The sequence below is a fragment of the Cupriavidus sp. 01L46 genome, from assembly GCF_056399905.1.
On sequence record NZ_JBFTSF010000030.1, the window covers coordinates 1 to 16,881 of the forward strand.

Sequence of the window (16,881 nt, forward strand, 5' to 3'; positions counted from 1 at the left end):
GTACAGGATCTGCGCTTCCTCGAAATACACCGTCAGCTTGAGGATCCGGAACACGCGCAGCAGCCGCAGCAGGCGCACGTCGATCAGGAACGCCAGCTCGGGCACGAAGAAGGCGAGCCACGTAGGGATGATCGACAGGAAATCGACCACGCCGAAGAAGCTGAACACATAGCGCAAGGGGCGGCGCACCACCACGATGCGCATCAGGTATTCGGCGGTGAACAACAGCGTGAACAGCMACTCCAGCACCGTGAACACGCGGCCCAGCCGCAGGCTTACCGCCGGCAGGCTGTCGAACATCACAATCAGCACGCTGGCCACGATGGCCAGCAGCAGGGTGATGTCGAACAGCTGCCCGTTACGCGTGCCGGCCTCGAAGATGATGGTGTACCAGCGCTCGCGCCAGCCGGATTCGGGCTTGCCGAGGCGCTGGCGGGTTTGCGCGCTGCTGCGGGTGCGTTGCGTGGCGTTTTGAGCGGCCATGTTCAGAATCGGGGCAGGTCAGGGTGTGGCAGCAGGCCGCGCTTCACATGCATGCGGCCGTACTCGGCGCAGCGCGCCAGCGTGGGGATGGCCTTGTCCGGGTTGAGCAGGCGCGCCGGGTCGAAGGCCGCCTTGACGCCAAAAAACAGCTCGCGCTCCTCCGCGGAGAACTGCACGCACATGGAATTGAGCTTCTCCACGCCCACGCCGTGCTCGCCGGTCACCGTGCCGCCCAGCTCCACGCAGCTCTCCAGGATGTCGGAGCCGAACAGCTCGGCGCGGTGCCATTCGTCCTGGTCCGCGCCATCGAACAGGATCAGCGGGTGCATATTGCCGTCGCCCGCATGGAACACGTTCATGCAGCGCAGCCCGTACTTGCGCTCCATCTCCTCGATGCGCTTGAGCAGCGTGCCGATATGCTTGCGCGGGATGGTGCCGTCCATGCAGTAGTAGTCCGGCGAGATGCGCCMGGCGGCGGGGAAGGCGTTCTTGCGCCCGCTCCAGAAGCGCAGCCGTTCGGCCTCGCTTTGCGACACCTGGATGCGGCTGGCGCCGGAAGCGCGCAGCACTTCACTCATGCGCTCCACCTCCTCGGCCACTTCTTCCGGCGTGCCGTCGGACTCGCACAGCAGGATGGCGGCGGCGTCCAGGTCATAGCCGGCGCGCACGAATTCCTCGACCGCGGCGGTGGCGGGCTTGTCCATCATCTCCAGCCCGGCCGGGATGATGCCGGCGCCGATCACRTCGGCCACCGCRTTGCCRCCCTTGGCCACGTCATCGAAGCTGGCCATGATCACTTGCGCCAGCTGCGGCTTGGGGATCAGCTTGACCGTCACCTCGGTGACTACCGCCAGCATCCCTTCGGAGCCGATCACGGCTGCCAGCAGGTCCAGCCCCGGCGCGTCGGGCGCTTCCGAGCCGAACTCCACCACTTCGCCCTCCATGGTGACGGCGCGCACGCGCAGCACGTTGTGCACGGTCAGGCCGTACTTCAGGCAATGCACGCCGCCCGAATTCTCGCTGACGTTGCCGCCGATGGTGCAGGCGATCTGCGAGGAAGGATCGGGGGCGTAATAGAGGTTGTACTGCGCGGCCGCCTCGGAGATGGCGAGATTGCGCACGCCGGGCTGGACCACCGCGGTGCGCGAGCGCACATCCACACTGACAATGCGCTTGAACTTGGCCAGCGACAGTACCAGGCCGGTGGCGATCGGCATGGCCCCGCCGGACAGGCTGGTGCCGGCGCCGCGCGGCACCACGGGCACCTGCAGCGAGTGGCACAGGCGCAGGATGGCGCAGACCTGGTCCTCGTTATCGGGCAGCGCCACGGCCATCGGCACCTGGCGGTAGGCCGCCAGGCCGTCGCACTCGTAGGGCACGGTGTCTTCGGGTTTCCACAACAACGCCGCATCGGGCAGGATTTTCGCCAGGCCGGCGAGCAACGCGCTGCGGCGTGCGTCGTCGGCGACCGGTGAGACTTCGTGCGGGGCGTTCATGGCAACTCCTGTTATGGCCGCSGGCGCCCGCCATGGCAGGGCGGAMGCGGGTGGGGAGCAAGGACTATAGCGCAGCCAGGTGGCTGCGCARCCTCRTGGCAACGTGAATTCCGCATGGYGGGCCGATCAAAATCGCTCATGACGGCATGGGCCCGGAACGTGCCATGCGGGCGGTGGCAGGGACGATCGTCGTGCGCTGGCCGGTACCAATCCAGCTTAGCACCGGCGTGGCGCAAGGCGCCAACAGGGCGCTTTATTGTCCGCGCGGCGCCAGCATGTGCACCATTTCCAGCTTGTCGTGGTAGTCCGGTGCCACATAGAGCGCCTGCGGCTCCACGCCGTAGCGCACGAAGCCCATGGCCTCATAGAGCGCAATCGCTGGCGCATTGATGACGTTGACGCAGAGCGTGACCTGGCGCAGCCCTGGCATGGCGGTGGCCACCGCCAACGCTTGTTCCATCAGTTGCCGCCCGAGGCGCCGGCCGCGATAGCCCGGTGCCACATACATGCCCCAGATAAACGCCTTATGGCGCTGCTTGGCCTTGTCCTCGCGCATCACTCCGACCACGCCGGCCAGCGTGGTGCCGCCCTCGGTGGCTTCCAAGGCGCCGATCACGGCCTTTTCGGGCGTTGCCTCAAGGCGGCCGGCGATGGTGGCCAGCGGCAGGTCGCGCTCTTCCTCGAAGCTGGAACCGAAGGCGGCGGGCGCTTCCAGCAAGCCTTCGAGGCGCAGCGCCTGGAAGGCTCCAGCATCGGCGGGGGTGAGCAGACGGATCTGCATGGGGAGTGTCTCCGAAAGGGGTTGGCCGGACAGCTAGCCAGTCTTACCAGTCCAGGCTGAGCAGCCAGTCGACGAAATACCGTGCCTCCGGCTTGAGCGGCGCCTGTTCGCGCTCGACGATGTAGTAGCCGTGCGGCGACACCGATTCGATGTCCAGCAGCCGCACCATCTGGCCCAGCGACAGCCAGTGCCGGGCCATGCGCTGGCGAACCAGCGCCACGCCCTGGTTGGAGGCGATGGCTTCGAGCATCAGGCCGATGTCGTTGAACTGCGGGCCGGTCTGGGGCTCGGGCCAGTCCAGGCCCGCGGTCTCGAACCAGGGCTTCCAGGGCTCCAGCGGGCTGCGCAGCAGCACCAGGTTGTGCAGGTGCTCGGGTTTGGTGATGGCGCGGCCGTCGATGCGCTCGTAGTACTCGCGCCCGCAGGCCGGAAACACGGGCTCGACCAGCAGCTTGGTGGTCTTCAGGTCGGGGTAGCGCCCGGTGCCGTAGCGGATCTCCACATCGGTGTCTTCCGCCTTCACGTCCAGGAAGGGGATGGCCAGGTGCAGCTCGGTGTCGATGTGCGGGTACAGCGCCGTGAACTCGGGCAGGCGCGGCACCAGGTGCTGGCGGCCGAAGGTGGGCGGGATCGCCACGCGCAGGCGGGTGCGCAGCTTGTTGTACTCGGGCCGGGCCAGTTCGTTGAGCGCCTTGAGGGCATCCTGCACGTTGCGCAGGTAGCGCGTGCCAGCGGCCGTCAGCCGCAGCGCGGCATTGGCGCGCACGAACAGGTCCTCGCCCCACAGCTCTTCCAGGTTCTTGATGCGGTGGGACACCGCGCTGGGTGTGACCGACAGCTCCTCGGCCGCGCGCGCGAAGCTGCCCAGCCGGGCGGCGGCTTCGAACGCGATCAGCAGGTGCAGCGGCGGGACGCGGTTGAACACGGATGCCATGCCGCGCGAGCCCTTAGCGTACCGGGCGGAAGATCTTGCCCGGGTTGAGGATGTGGTTGGGATCGAGCGCGTTCTTGATGGCGCGCATCAGGTCGAGCGCGTCTTCGCCGTGCTCGCTGACCAGGAAATCCATCTTGTGCAGCCCCACGCCGTGCTCGCCGGTGCAGGTGCCGCCCATGGCCAGCGCGCGCTCCACGATGCGCTGGTTGATGGTTTCGGCCTCGGCGAGTTCCTCGGGCTTTTCAGGGTCGGTGAGGATCGCGACGTGGAAATTGCCGTCGCCCACATGGCCCACGATGGGGCAGGGCAGGCTGGACGCGTTGAGGTCACGCTCGGTCTCGGTCACGCAATCGGCCAGGCGGGAGATCGGCACGCACACGTCGGTGGTGACCGCCTTGCAGCCCGGCTTGAGCTGCAGCATGGCGAAGTAGGCGGTATGGCGCGCGTTCCACAGGCGGCTGCGGTCTTCCGGCCGCGTGGCCCACTCGAAGCCCTGGCCACCATTGTCGGCGGCAATCTGCTGCACGGTCTCGGCCTGCTCCTTGACGCCGGCCTCCGTGCCATGGAACTCGAAGAACAGGTGTGGCGCCTCCGGCATGGACAGGTTGTCGTGCCGGTTGATGGCGCGGATGGCCAGCGCGTCGACGAACTCCACGCGCGCGACGGGCACGCCCAGCTGGATGGTCTCGATGGTTGCTTGCACCGCGCTGCCCATGCTGGGGAAGCTGCAGATGGCCGCCGAGATGGCTTCGGGCTGCGGGTACAGCCGCACCGTCACCTCGGTGATGATGCCCAACGTGCCTTCGCTGCCGATCATCAGGCGGGTCAGGTCGTAGCCGGCGGAGGACTTGCGGGCGTGGGTGCCGGTCTTGATGATGCGGCCGTCGGCGGTGACCACCGTCAGCGCCAGCACGTTCTCGCGCATGGTGCCGTAGCGCACTGCGTTGGTCCCGGAGGCGCGCGTGGCGCACATGCCGCCCAGCGAGGCATCGGCGCCCGGGTCGATCGGGAAGAACAGGCCGGAGTCCTTGATTTCCTGGTTCAGCTGCTTGCGGGTCACACCCGGTTGCACCGTCACGTTCAGGTCTTCGGGTTGTACCGACAGCACCTTGTTCATCTGCGACAGGTCCAGGCTGATGCCGCCGGCCACCGCCAGCAGGTGGCCTTCGAGCGAGGAACCGGCGCCGTAGGCGATCAGCGGCACACGGTGCTCGTTGCACAGGCGGGCCACTTCGGCCACTTCCTCGGTGGTGTGGGCGAAGACCACGCCGTCCGGCGCTGCCGGCGGGAAGGGTGACTCGTCGCGGCCGTGGTGGTCGCAGACGCCGGGGGAGGTGGAGAAGCGTTCGCCGAAGCGGGCCTGCAAGGCGTCACGCACGGCGGCGGGCAGGGGTTGGCGCACCAGCGCGGCGTGGGCAAGGGGTTGGTTCATGGCGTCTCCGGCGGGTCTGTGGGGGCCGGGGACGCGCAGCGCTGGCCATGGCAAGGCCGCGCTGAACGGCGCCGGTAATCGCACCCGGTAGCGTATCAAGCGAATCCCGTTATTCTACGCCGCACCCGGGGCGGCTCGTTGGGCGGGCGCCGCAACCGCCACCCGGCGCCGGGCAGGGCGCTAACGCGAAGGGCCGGATGCGCGCCATAATGCTGGATTCGCCAACGCAGGAGACCCGCATGGGCCATCGCCTCTCCAAGATCGCCACCCGCACCGGAGATGCCGGCACCACCGGGCTTGGCGACGGCAGCCGCACCAGCAAGGACAGCCTGCGCATTGCCGCCATCGGCGATGTGGACGAGCTCAACTCGAACCTTGGCGTGCTGCTCACCGAGACGCTGCCCGACGATGTCCGTTCGGCCTTGCTGCATATCCAGCACGACCTGTTCGACCTKGGCGGCGAACTCTCCATCCCCGGCTACGTGCTGGTCAAGCCCGAGCAGGTGCTGCAGCTGGACGAATGGCTGGATCACTACAATGCCAACCTGCCGCGCCTGGCCGAGTTCATCCTGCCGGGCGGCAGCCGGGCCGCGGCGGTGGCGCATGTGTGCCGCACGGTGTGCCGGCGCGCCGAGCGCGCGCTGGTGGCGCTGGGCGCGCAGGAAGCCCTGAACGAGGCGCCCCGCCAGTACCTGAACCGCTTGTCCGACCTGCTGTTCGTGCTGTCGCGCGTGCTCAACCGGGCCGGCGGGGGCAGCGATGTCCTGTGGCAGCGAGGCCGTTAGCCGCCCCTGTTTTAAATGACTTAAGAAGCACAAAAACCACACTTGGCGCGCAACGTCTCCTAACACCCTTCAACTTGGCCCGCCAGCCTGCCGTTGATCAGAGGGAGAAGCCGAGGAATTTAGTCGGAATTGCACTTCCGGCCCTTGAAATGGCCCCGGACGGCCACATTTCGGCCTCAGGATGAATTGCAGTCCCCGCGGATAGCGGGGCTCAAGAGGAGAGAATAATGGGTAAGATCATCGGTATCGACCTCGGTACCACCAATAGCTGCGTCGCGATCATGGAAGGCAATACGCCCAAGGTGATCGAAAATGCCGAAGGCACGCGTACCACCCCGTCGATCATCGCCTACATGGAAGACGGCGAGATCCTGGTGGGCGCGCCTGCCAAGCGCCAGGCGGTGACCAATCCGCGCAACACCCTGTATGCGGTGAAGCGCCTGATCGGCCGCAAGTTCGAAGAAAAGGAAGTGCAGAAGGACATCGGCCTGATGCCGTACACCATCGTCAAGGCCGACAACGGCGACGCATGGGTGTCCGTGCGCGACCAGAAGCTGGCACCGCCGCAGGTGTCCGCCGAAGTGCTGCGCAAGATGAAGAAGACCGCCGAAGACTACCTCGGCGAGCCGGTGACCGAAGCCGTGATTACCGTGCCGGCTTACTTCAACGACTCGCAGCGCCAGGCCACCAAGGACGCTGGCCGCATCGCAGGCCTCGACGTCAAGCGCATCATCAACGAGCCGACCGCGGCCGCGCTGGCCTTTGGCCTGGACAAGAACGAAAAGGGCGACCGCAAGATCGCCGTGTATGACCTGGGTGGCGGCACGTTCGACATCTCGATCATCGAGATCGCCGACGTTGACGGCGAGAAGCAGTTCGAAGTGCTGTCGACCAATGGCGACACCTTCCTGGGCGGCGAAGACTTCGACCAGCGCATCATCGACTACATCATCGGTGAGTTCAAGAAGGACCAGGGCGTCGACCTGTCCAAGGACGTACTTGCGCTGCAACGCCTGAAGGAAGCCGCTGAAAAAGCCAAGATCGAACTGTCGAGCTCGCAGCAGACCGAGATCAACCTGCCGTACATCACGGCGGATGCCTCCGGTCCTAAGCACTTGAACCTGAAGATGACCCGCGCCAAGCTGGAATCGCTGGTCGAGGAACTGATCCTGCGCACCATCGAGCCGTGCCGCATCGCCATCAAGGACGCCGGCGTCAAGGTCAGCGAAATCGACGACGTGATCCTGGTTGGCGGCATGACCCGCATGCCCAAGGTGCAGGAACAGGTCAAGGAGTTCTTCGGCAAGGAAGCGCGCAAGGACGTGAACCCGGACGAAGCCGTCGCCGTTGGCGCCGCGATCCAGGGCTCCGTGCTGTCGGGCGACCGCAAGGACCTGCTGCTGCTGGACGTGACGCCGCTGTCGCTGGGCATCGAAACGCTGGGTGGCGTGATGACCAAGATGATCACCAAGAACACCACCATCCCGACCAAGCATGCGCAGGTGTTCTCGACCGCTGACGACAACCAGCCGGCCGTGACCATCAAGGTGTTCCAGGGCGAGCGTGAAATGGCCACCGGCAACAAGCTGCTGGGCGAGTTCAACCTCGAAGGCATCGCGCCAGCCGCACGCGGCACGCCGCAGATCGAAGTCTCGTTCGACATCGACGCCAATGGCATTTTGCACGTGGGCGCCAAGGACAAGGCCACCGGCAAGGAAAACCGCATCACCATCAAGGCGAACTCGGGCCTGTCGGAAGACGAGATCCAGCGCATGGTGAAGGACGCCGAGGCCAACGCCGAGGAAGACAAGAAGGCCCGTGAGCTGGCGGATGCCCGCAACCAGGCCGATGCGCTGATCCACTCGACCAAGAAGGCTGTCACCGAATAYGGCGACAAGCTGGAAGCGGGCGAGAAGGAAAAGATCGAAGCCGCGATCAAGGAACTGGAAGACGCCGCACGCGGCGGCGACAAGGCCGAGATCGATGCCAAGGTCAGCGCGCTGTCCGAAGCCAGCCAGAAGCTGGGCGAGCGTGTCTATGCGGACATGCAGGCCCAGGCCGGCGAAGCAGGTGCGGCGGGCGCCGCGGGCGCAGCCGGTGCCGGTGCTGCCGGCGCGGGCCATCAGCAAGCCCATCCGCAGGACGATAACGTCGTGGACGCCGAGTTCAAGGAAGTCAACGACAAGAAGTAATGGAAGAGCGGGGCGGGGGCGCGGTGCGCAACACCAGCGCCAGCCCCCATCCCGACGCCGGGCGACGGACATTGGACCAAGCGGGTTACCGCCGTCGAATGCCTCGCTCGGCTTTTTTGCTATTTCGCCCGGGCGGGCTTTGGACGCTTCCGGGCCCATCAGGTAAGCAGCCACCATGGCAAAACGTGACTTTTACGAAGTGCTCGGGGTGGGCAAGAACGCCGGCGACGACGAGATCAAGAAGGCCTATCGCAAGCTGGCGATGAAGCACCACCCGGACCGCAATCCGGACAGCAAGGATTCCGAAGAGAAGTTCAAGGAGGTCAAAGAGGCCTACGAGATGCTTTCGGACCCCGAGAAGAAGGCAGCCTACGACCAGTACGGCCACGCCGGCGTCGACCCCAACATGGCGGGCGGCTTTGGCGGCGGCGGCCAGGCCTACGGCGGTTTCGCCGAAGCCTTCGGCGACATCTTCGGCGATATTTTCGGCCAGCAAGGCGGCCAGGCTGGCGGCGGACGCCGCGGCGGCGGCCCGCAGGTGTACCGCGGCGCCGACCTGCGCTACAGCATGGAAATCACGCTGGAGCAGGCCGCCCACGGCCACGATGCGCAGATCCGGGTGCCCCACTGGGACGAGTGCGAGCATTGCCACGGCAATGGCGCCGAGCCCGGCACCAATGTCGAAACCTGCCCGACCTGCCATGGCGCGGGCCAGGTGCGCGTCTCGCAAGGCTTCTTCTCGATGCAGCAGACTTGCCCCAAGTGCCACGGCACCGGCAAGCACATCCCCAAGCCGTGCACCAAGTGCCACGGTCAGGGCAAGCTGAAGTCGCAGAAGACCCTGGAAGTGAAGATTCCCGCCGGCATCGACGAGGGCATGCGCATCCGCTCCTCGGGCAATGGCGAGCCGGGCATCAACGGCGGCCCCCCGGGCGACCTGTATGTGGAAGTCCACATCAAGCAGCACGCGGTGTTCGAGCGCGATGGCGACGACCTGCACTGCCAGATGCCGATCTCCTTCGCCACCGCGGCGCTGGGCGGCGACCTGGAAGTGCCTACGCTGGGCGGCAAGGCCAGCTTCCCGGTGCCGGAAGGCACCCAGCCCGGCAAGACCTTCCGCCTGCGCGGCAAGGGCATCAAGGGTGTGCGCTCGGGCTACCCCGGCGACCTCTACGTGCACGTGAACGTGGAAACGCCGGTCAAGCTGACCGAGGCGCAGAAGGACATCCTGCGCCAGTTCGACCGCTCGGTGCATGAAGGTGGCTCGCGCCACAGCCCGCAGGAGCAATCCTGGCTCGACAAGGTGAAGAGCTTCTTCAGCTGATCCGGCCTGGAGCATGCGGCCGGCCACGCTTTGATGCGTGGCCGGCTTTTTTGTTTTTTGGGCGCCGCTCAAACCGTTGGCTTCGTTTCAAGCGGCTCCTGGCCAAGCCACCCTCGTGCGCGGCCCTCTGCCCCTGAGGGGATAGGGCCGCAGACAGGGCGGGCGCGCGATAATGCGATGTCGCCCGCCTCCCGGCGACCTCAATTACGCTGGTGATTTCCCGTGGCAGTTTCCCCGATCCGCACGTTCCCCTTCCCGGCCAACGCCGAGCCTTTCGTCCTGCTCGACAATGCCACTGCCGCGCTGGGCGAGGCGGCATCGCGCCTGTACACCGGCTTTGCCCGTGAAGACGTGCTGCCGGATGCCTGCGCGCTCGGCACGCTCGATGCCTTGCTGGCCGATGGCTGGCGCCAGGGCTGGCACGCCACGTTGTTTGCGCCTTACGAATTCGGCGGCCCGCTGATTGGCGTGCCGGTCCATGTCGATTGCGCATTGCCCTTCCACGATGGCGCGCTGCGCCTGCTGTGGTTCAGGGATATGCATCGGCTGGACAAGGCGCAGGTCGCGCAATGGCTGGCGCCGTCCTCGGGTCAGCAGGCCGGCTTGATGGATGTCCTGGCCGACACGCCGGAGCCGGCTTTCCATGCCGCCATCGCTCGCATCCACCAGTGGATCGAAGCTGGCGACACCTATCAGGTCAACTTCACGCAGCGCCTGCGCTTTGCCGAGTTTGGCGATCCGCTGGCGCTCTATGCCGCCTTGCGTGCCGCCCAGCCAGTGCCTTACGGCGCGCTGGTGCGGCTGCCGGGCGATGGCTGGGTGCTGTCGCTGTCGCCGGAATTGTTCGTCCGGCATGACGGCCAGGGCCAGTTGCTCACCCGCCCGATGAAGGGTACGGCGCCGCGCACGGGCGACGACGCGCGCGATGCCGAGGCCGCGCTGGCGCTGGCGGCCGACGCCAAGAACCGCGCCGAGAACGTGATGATCGTCGACCTGCTGCGCAACGACCTGGGCCGCGTCGCGGTGCCGGGTACGGTCGCCGTGCCCGATCGCTTCGTGGTGCAGCCCTTCGGCCAGGTGCTGCAGATGACCTCCACCGTGACCGCCATGGCKCGCGCCGGCACCAGCCTGGCGGATCTGATGCGCGCGCTGTTTCCCTGCGGCTCGATCACTGGCGCGCCCAAGCGGCGCACCATGGAGATCATCGGCGAGCTGGAGAGCGCGCCGCGCGGCCTTTACACCGGCTCGCTCGGCTGGATCGATGCGCCCGGCGAAGGGCAAGCGCAGGCATGGCCGGGTACCTTTGCGCTGTCGGTCGCCATCCGCACACTGGTATTGGGCGCGCAGGGCGCCGACGGACTGCGCGCGGGCGAGATGGGGGTGGGCGGCGGCATCGTGCATGACAGCGACGCCGCGGGCGAATTTGCCGAGTGCGGCTGGAAGGCACGCTTCCTGACCGCGCACGATCCGGGCTTCACTTTGTTCGAAACCATGCGGGTGGAAGACGGAGCGTGCCAGCGCCTGGACCAGCATCTGGCGCGGCTGGCGGCTTCCGCTGCGTGCTTCGGCTTTGGGTTTGAGCACGCTCGCACGTTGGCGTTAGTGCAGGCGGCCGTGGCGGATCTCGGTGCCGGCACCTGGCGTCTGCGGCTGGCGCTGGACAAGGCGGGCAGCCTCACCGTTGCCCACGGCCCGGTGGCGCCGCTCACCGCGGCCCCGGTGCGCGTGGTGCTGGCAGCGCAGGCGCTGCCGGTCGCGGACGCGTTGCGCCGCCACAAGACCAGCGCGCGTGCTGTCTATGACGCCGGCTGGCAAGCCGCCGAACGCGCCGGCGCCTTCGACAGCCTGTTTTTCAACGCCCGCGGCGAGCTGCTCGAAGGCGGCCGCAGCTCGGTGTTCGTCAAGGTGCAAGGCGAGTGGCTGACGCCGCCGCTGGCCGCCGATATCCTGCCCGGCGTGATGCGCGACGCGGTGCTGGGCGATGGTGCACGCTACCTCGGCGGGACGGTGCGCGAGGCGGTTGTCACACGGGCCATGCTGCTGAGCGCGGAGGCACTAGCGCTGGCGAATTCGCTGCGGGGCGTGCTATCGGCGGCGTTGCCGGCAACAGCCTGAGCCAGGCGTTCAGGGGTGGCGCGTATCCAGCCGTCCGTCGCCGAGCTTCCAGCGCACCACGCCCGGCAGGTTGATCAGCTCGCGGTCGTGGCAGACCATCACCACGCTGCGGCCCTCGGCGGCCAGGCCCTGCACCAGGCCGATCACCTGTTCGCGTGCGTGGCCGTCCAGGCTGGAGGTGGGCTCGTCCAGCAACAGCAAATCGGGCTCCAGCACCTTGGCGCGGGCCAGTGCCACGCGCTGCACCTCGCCGCCGGACAGGCGATCCGGGGCGGTGTCCTGGACGTGCGTGATGCCGGCCCAGCCCAGCGCGGCACCCACGCGCCGCCTGACTTMGTCATCGGGCATGCCGCGCGCCTTCAGGCCATAGGCGATGTTCTCGCGCACCGAAGTGCGAAACAGGTAGGGATGCTGATGCAGGTAGGCAATGCGCTGGCGCAGCGCGGCGGGCATCGGATCGAGTGCGGCGTTGCGGGGCTTGCCGTCCGCGCCGGTCCAGGCCACGGTTGCGCCGGGGGCGCGCTCCAGCCCCGCCACCATGCGTAGCAGCGTGCTCTTGCCCGCGCCATTGACACCGGTCAGCACCACCAAAGCGGCGCGTGGGAAGACAAGCTCGGCAATATCGAACAGCCGCCGCGCGCCCACCTGGCGCTGCAAGCCGCGCACCGTCAGCAGCGGCGGCAACTGGGAAGGTGGCAGCGCCTGCCCGTCAGGCGTGCGTCGCGCGGGCAGGGTGCTCATCGGCGAAATCCTCCCGCGCCTTGCAGCCACGCCAGCATCACATTGACGAGCACTGCCAGTGCGATCAGCACAACGCCCAGCGCGATACCCTGGGCGAATTCTCCCTTGCTGGTTTCCAGCGCGATGGCGGTGGTGATGGTCCGGGTGGCGCCTTCGATATTGCCGCCGATCATCAGCGCCGAACCCACCTCGGCGATGACCCGCCCAAAGCCCGCCACCAGCGCGGCCATCAGGCCGAAGCGCATCTCGCGCAGGACGGTGAAAAAGGTCCGCCAGCGCCCGGCGCCCAGCACCCAGGCGGTTTCACGCAACCGCGCATCCGCCCCCTGCAAGGTGGACAGCGCAAACGCCAGCACCACCGGGAAGCCAATCACCGCTTGCCCGAGCACCATGCCGCCGCGGGTAAACAGCAGGGAGAAATTGCCCAGCGGCCCGTGGCGGGTGAACAGCAGGTAGAGGACCAGCCCGACCAGCACGGTTGGGAAGGAGAGGCAGGCCTGCGCCACCACCACCACCACACGCCGCCCGAGAAAATCGTGGCTGGCGATCAGGTAGGCCGCGCCGATGGCGGGCACGGCGGCAATCGCCAGCCCAAGCACGGCCACCACCAGCGAGGTCCACACGATGAACCAGATGGCGCCGTCACCGCTGGCCAGAAGCGCAAAGGCCGCGACGGTGGCGGCACCGATCTCCATCGCCGGCGCGCGCTCAGGCCGAGAAGGTGTGCTCGACGGCCGGGAAGCTGCCGTCCTTCACGGCCGCCACGTAGGCGCGCACGGCGGCCTCGATCGAGCCGGCGCCCTCCATGAAGTTGCGCACGAACTTGGCCTTGCGGCCTGGGTAGACGTTGATCATGTCCTGCAGCACCAGCACCTGGCCGGAGCAATCCGCGCCGGCGCCGATGCCGATGGTCGGGATGGTCAGCAGGCCGGTCACCACGCCAGCCACGGCCGCCGGCACCGCTTCCATCACGATCAGCTGGGCGCCCGCGGCTTGCAGCGCGAGTGCGTCGCGCTTGAGCTGCGCCGCGCTTTCATCGGTCTTGCCCTGCACCTTGAAGCCGCCCAGCGCGTGCACCGACTGCGGCGTCAGGCCAATGTGGCCGCACACCGGAATGCTGCGCTCGACCAGGAACTTGACGGTGGGCGCGAGCCAGTCGCCGCCCTCGAGCTTGATCATTTGCGCGCCGGCCCGCATCAGGGCCACGGCGCTGGTGAAGGTGGCTTCCGGGGTGGGATAGGTGCCGAACGGCAGGTCCGCCACCAGCAGCGCGCTCTGGTTGCCGCGCGCCACGCATTCGGTGTGGTAGACAACTTGTTCGAGCGTCACGGGCAGCGTGGTCTGCTGGCCTTGCATGACATTGCCAAGGGAGTCGCCGACCAGCAGCACCTCGACCCCGCAGTAATCGAGCAGCGCGGCGAAGCTGGAGTCGTAGGCGGTTAGCATGGCGATTTTTTCGCCTGCGGCGCGCATCGCTTGCAGCTTGGGGATGGTGACGGTCTTGCGGGAGGGATCGAGGAGATAACTCATGACGTTGGGCCGGTAGAGAGACGGGAGCCGGGCCTGCCGCAATGCCGCAGTGCGTTCATGATCAGTGCATCAACGCATCTGTATCCGTGCGGCAAGGCCTTTGCCCCTTTCAGTTCGTACTGCGCGAGGCGCTCGGCCCCGGGGATGGGGCCACTAGATTCGCGGCAGCGACTGCTGTCGTTATGGTGAAGGCTGGCAGGCGGGAGAACCTGTCAGGGCGCAGCGAGATTGAGAAAGGCCTTGCGGCCACGCATGTTTTCGATGCGCGACAGTAGTGTACGGAAATCGGCGTCGTTGTCTACAGGACTGAAGTGGGCGGTGTCGACGATCATGACCGGCGCCTCGTCGTAGCGGTGGAACAGCTCACCGTAGGCATCCGACAACCGCTCCAGATAGGCATCGTCGATATTGGACTCGCCGGGCGCGTTGCGCCGGGTGATGCGCTCGCGCAGCAGGGCGGGCGAGGCCTGCAGCACGATGACGAGGTCCACGCGCTGGCCCTGGGCAGGCAGGCGCGCGGCGAGGGCGTCGTACAGCGCCAGTTCGTCCTCGGGCAGGGTCAGCCCGGCGTAGAGGCGGTCCCTGGTGTACAGGAAATCGCTCACCATGCGCTGGCCCGCCAGCAGTGCCGCCTGCCAGGCCTTGAGCTGCTGCGCGCGCTGGTTCATCAGCGACAGCTGCAGCGGCAGCGCGTATCGCGCGGGCTCGCGGTAGTAGCGTTCCAGGAAGGGGTTTTCACGTGCCGCATCGAGCAATTCGCCGGTGCGCAGGGTTTGCGCCAGGCGTTGCGCGAGCGCGGTCTTGCCGGCTCCAATGGGGCCTTCCACCACGATGCGGCGCAGGTGTTCGAGCATGGGCGGGTCCGGTCGGCTAGGGGGAACTAACTACACAGTACAGGGCGGATAAAGCGGGGCCGGCTTGCCGCTGCCGGCCATGGCTTCAGGACTCGCCGCGCGCGTCCAGTTGCCGCGTGCACTTGCAAAAGGAGACCTTCTCGACGCGCTGCGCGCTGACCGCGGCCAGGTAATCCGCCGCGCGGCCAAGGCCGGGGACAACCAGTTCGGCATCCAGCTCAAGCAGCGGTACCAGCGTGAAGGCGCGTTCGGCCAGGCGTGGATGCGGCACCACCAGCTTTTCGTCCTGGTGGATTTCATCGCCAAAGACCAGCAGGTCCAGGTCGAGGGTGCGTGGTGCATTGCGGAAAGGCCGCTCGCGGCCAAACTGATCCTCGATGTGGTGACAGATGCGCAATAGCTGGGCGGCGGTGAACGAGGTCTCTACCTTGACCACCGCGTTGTAGTAGTCGTTGCCCGTAGCATCGACCGGGGCCGTGCGATAGAGCGACGATCTCGCCAGCACCGTGATGCCGACCTGCTGGGCCAGGCACACGATGGCATCTTTCAGAGCCTGCCGGGCGTCACCCAGGTTGGCTCCGATGCCGATAAAGGCAAGTGTCATTACGATTCCTCCGGCTGGACGCGTACCTTGCCGGTTTTCCGGTCTGCAGTGGAGCCGGATTCCTGGCTCGCGTCCATATCACTCCGCGGAGAAACTTTATCCGATTTCCGCGGACTGCGCCGACGGCGCTTCTTCCGTGCCGGGCCGCCGCTGTCGCCGCCGTCGCCATCTCCGGCGGGCTCAAAGCCTTCGGCATCGCCCGCGCCGCCGCTGCCGCCACCTTGCTTGCCGGCGCCGCGCACCGGGCGCACCGCGTCGATCAGGTCCTCACGGCCGTGGCTATCGGCATCCTGGAAGTCTTGCCACCATTTCGCCAGCTCGGCCGGCTGCTCGCCGGATTCGCAGCGCAGGTAGAGGAAATCGAAGCCGGCGCGGAAGCGCGGCGATTCGATCAGGCGGAACGGCATGCGGCCCACGCGCTTCTCGAAGCGCGGCTGCATGCCCCAGATGTCCCGCATGTCGGTGACAAAGCGGCGCTGGATGGCGAGCTGGCCGGTCTGGCGCTCCAGCACGTCGTCCATGGCGATATTGAGCGCGGCAATGGCGTGCTCGCCTTCCTCGCGCAGCGTGGTCCAGCGCTGCAGCACGTGGTGCCATAGCAGCGCGGCAAACAGGAAGCCCGGCGAGACCGGCTTGCCGACCTGCACGCGCTGGTCCGTGTTGTCCAGCGCCAGTTGCACGAAGCGCTGGCCCATCGGCTGCTCCAGCGCGACATCCAGCAGCGGCAGCAGGCCGCGGTGCAGGCCTGCCTTGCGCAGTTCCTGCAGCGACGCCCAGGCATGGCCCGACATCAGCAGCTTGAGCATCTCATCGAACAGGCGCGCGCTGGGCACATTGTGGATCAGCGAGGCCAGGTCGGCGATCGGCTGGCGGGTGTCCTCGTCGATCGTGAACCCGGTCTTGGCGGCGAAGCGCACCACGCGCAGCATGCGGATGGGGTCCTCGCGGTAGCGCGTGACYGGATCGCCGATCATGCGCAGCGTGCGCGCGCGGATGTCCTCCATGCCCTGGTGGTAGTCGTACACCAGTTGCTGGGCGGGGTCGTAGTACATCGCGTTGATGGTGAAGTCGCGGCGTTCCGCATCTTCGGCCTGCGAGCCCCACACGTTGTCGCGCAGCACGCGGCCCGAGGCATCGATCGCGTGGGTCTTGCTGTCGAGCTCGGCGCGCTTGAGGCGGCGCCCTTCGGGCAAGGTCTCGCTGGCGACCGCGTCGACCAGCGCGCGGAAGGTGGAGACTTCGATGATTTCCTGCTCGCGCCCGCCATAGAACGTCACGTGCACGATCTGGAAGCGCCGGCCGATGATGCGCGAGCGGCGGAACAGCGCCTGCACCTGGTCAGGCGTGGCGTTGGTGGCGACGTCGAAGTCCTTGGGCTTGATGCCTAGCAACAGGTCGCGCACCGCGCCACCGACGATAAACGCCTCGTAGCCTGCCTGCTGCAGCGTGGAGGTGACCTTGATGGCGTTGCGCGAGATCAGCGACTGGTCGATCTGGTGCTCTGCATGCGCAACGATATTCGGCGCATGGGCGCGCTGGCCGCGGCGTTTGACGGGGCGCTGCTGGGTGCCCGGCTTGCCTAGCAGCCGGTTGATTAGCTTTTTGATCAC

At 67.1% G+C, this 16,881-nt stretch carries 15 protein-coding genes; 4 read left to right on the forward strand and 11 right to left on the reverse strand.

The window, feature by feature from the left end; all coding sequences use genetic code 11:
* The 5 genes from AC1DS3_RS07895 to AC1DS3_RS07915 all read right to left on the reverse strand — a co-directional run.
* Window positions 1-483: ion transporter (locus AC1DS3_RS07895; protein WP_477126965.1), on the reverse strand; the 483-nt coding region annotated here is incomplete at its 3' end.
* Between the two features lie 2 nt (window positions 484-485).
* Window positions 486-1,979: an FAD-linked oxidase C-terminal domain-containing protein gene (locus AC1DS3_RS07900; RefSeq protein ID WP_477126966.1), complete on the reverse strand. Its 1,494-nt coding sequence runs from the start codon at window positions 1,977-1,979 to the stop codon at window positions 486-488.
* A 253-nt stretch (window positions 1,980-2,232) separates the two neighbouring features.
* Window positions 2,233-2,760, reverse strand: a complete 528-nt coding sequence (locus AC1DS3_RS07905) for a GNAT family N-acetyltransferase (protein WP_441636524.1) — start codon at window positions 2,758-2,760, stop codon at window positions 2,233-2,235.
* A gap of 43 nt (window positions 2,761-2,803) precedes the next feature.
* A complete protein-coding gene (locus AC1DS3_RS07910; protein ID WP_150985975.1) occupies window positions 2,804-3,694 on the reverse strand; it encodes a LysR substrate-binding domain-containing protein in 891 nt (296 codons plus the stop codon).
* Between the two features lie 13 nt (window positions 3,695-3,707).
* Window positions 3,708-5,126 (reverse strand): FAD-binding oxidoreductase, encoded by a 1,419-nt coding sequence (locus AC1DS3_RS07915; protein WP_441636526.1) that lies wholly within the window; start codon window positions 5,124-5,126, stop codon window positions 3,708-3,710.
* Window positions 5,127-5,365: 239 nt separating this feature from the next.
* Between AC1DS3_RS07915 and AC1DS3_RS07920 the strand changes: the two genes are divergently transcribed.
* The 4 genes from AC1DS3_RS07920 (at window position 5,366) to AC1DS3_RS07935 (ending at window position 11,542) form a co-directional block, all read left to right on the forward strand.
* Complete coding sequence (locus tag AC1DS3_RS07920; RefSeq protein ID WP_441636528.1) at window positions 5,366-5,911, forward strand: cob(I)yrinic acid a,c-diamide adenosyltransferase; 546 nt, start codon at window positions 5,366-5,368, stop codon at window positions 5,909-5,911.
* Between the two features lie 185 nt (window positions 5,912-6,096).
* Window positions 6,097-8,103, forward strand: a complete 2,007-nt coding sequence (gene dnaK, locus AC1DS3_RS07925) for a molecular chaperone DnaK (RefSeq protein ID WP_367651384.1) — start codon at window positions 6,097-6,099, stop codon at window positions 8,101-8,103.
* Between the two features lie 175 nt (window positions 8,104-8,278).
* The gene (dnaJ, locus tag AC1DS3_RS07930; RefSeq protein ID WP_150985979.1) at window positions 8,279-9,427 is read left to right on the forward strand and encodes a molecular chaperone DnaJ; all 1,149 of its coding nucleotides are present in this window, start codon (window positions 8,279-8,281) and stop codon (window positions 9,425-9,427) included.
* Window positions 9,428-9,649: 222 nt separating this feature from the next.
* Entirely contained in the window at window positions 9,650-11,542 is a 1,893-nt protein-coding gene (locus AC1DS3_RS07935) for a chorismate-binding protein (protein ID WP_441636531.1), read from the forward strand.
* Window positions 11,543-11,551: 9 nt separating this feature from the next.
* Here AC1DS3_RS07935 and AC1DS3_RS07940 read toward each other — a convergent pair whose 3' ends face one another.
* The 6 genes from AC1DS3_RS07940 to pcnB form a co-directional block, all read right to left on the reverse strand.
* Entirely contained in the window at window positions 11,552-12,283 is a 732-nt protein-coding gene (locus AC1DS3_RS07940; RefSeq protein WP_477126967.1) for an ATP-binding cassette domain-containing protein, read from the reverse strand.
* Window positions 12,280-12,978, reverse strand: a complete 699-nt coding sequence (locus AC1DS3_RS07945) for an ABC transporter permease (protein WP_441636535.1) — start codon at window positions 12,976-12,978, stop codon at window positions 12,280-12,282. Before AC1DS3_RS07945 ends, AC1DS3_RS07940 begins: the two co-directional genes overlap by 4 nt.
* Before the next feature lie 13 nt (window positions 12,979-12,991).
* Window positions 12,992-13,813 (reverse strand): 3-methyl-2-oxobutanoate hydroxymethyltransferase, encoded by an 822-nt coding sequence (gene panB / locus AC1DS3_RS07950; protein WP_441636537.1) that lies wholly within the window; start codon window positions 13,811-13,813, stop codon window positions 12,992-12,994.
* A gap of 212 nt (window positions 13,814-14,025) precedes the next feature.
* Entirely contained in the window at window positions 14,026-14,667 is a 642-nt protein-coding gene (locus tag AC1DS3_RS07955) for a deoxynucleoside kinase (RefSeq protein WP_441636539.1), read from the reverse strand.
* Window positions 14,668-14,752: 85 nt separating this feature from the next.
* The gene (gene folK, locus AC1DS3_RS07960; RefSeq protein WP_441636541.1) at window positions 14,753-15,271 is read right to left on the reverse strand and encodes a 2-amino-4-hydroxy-6-hydroxymethyldihydropteridine diphosphokinase; all 519 of its coding nucleotides are present in this window, start codon (window positions 15,269-15,271) and stop codon (window positions 14,753-14,755) included.
* Entirely contained in the window at window positions 15,271-16,881 is a 1,611-nt protein-coding gene (gene pcnB, locus AC1DS3_RS07965) for a polynucleotide adenylyltransferase PcnB (protein WP_441636543.1), read from the reverse strand. Before pcnB ends, folK begins: the two co-directional genes overlap by 1 nt.

Coding starts and splice junctions, on each gene's coding strand:
- AC1DS3_RS07905 (WP_441636524.1), bottom strand. CDS start 2,760: ATGCAGATCCGTCTGCTCACCCCCGCCGATGCTGGAGCCTTCCAGGCG.
- AC1DS3_RS07910 (WP_150985975.1), bottom strand. CDS start 3,694: ATGGCATCCGTGTTCAACCGCGTCCCGCCGCTGCACCTGCTGATCGCG.
- AC1DS3_RS07915 (WP_441636526.1), bottom strand. CDS start 5,126: ATGAACCAACCCCTTGCCCACGCCGCGCTGGTGCGCCAACCCCTGCCC.
- dnaJ (WP_150985979.1), top strand. CDS start 8,279: ATGGCAAAACGTGACTTTTACGAAGTGCTCGGGGTGGGCAAGAACGCC.
- AC1DS3_RS07945 (WP_441636535.1), bottom strand. CDS start 12,978: ATGGAGATCGGTGCCGCCACCGTCGCGGCCTTTGCGCTTCTGGCCAGC.
- panB (WP_441636537.1), bottom strand. CDS start 13,813: ATGAGTTATCTCCTCGATCCCTCCCGCAAGACCGTCACCATCCCCAAG.
- AC1DS3_RS07955 (WP_441636539.1), bottom strand. CDS start 14,667: ATGCTCGAACACCTGCGCCGCATCGTGGTGGAAGGCCCCATTGGAGCC.
- folK (WP_441636541.1), bottom strand. CDS start 15,271: ATGACACTTGCCTTTATCGGCATCGGAGCCAACCTGGGTGACGCCCGG.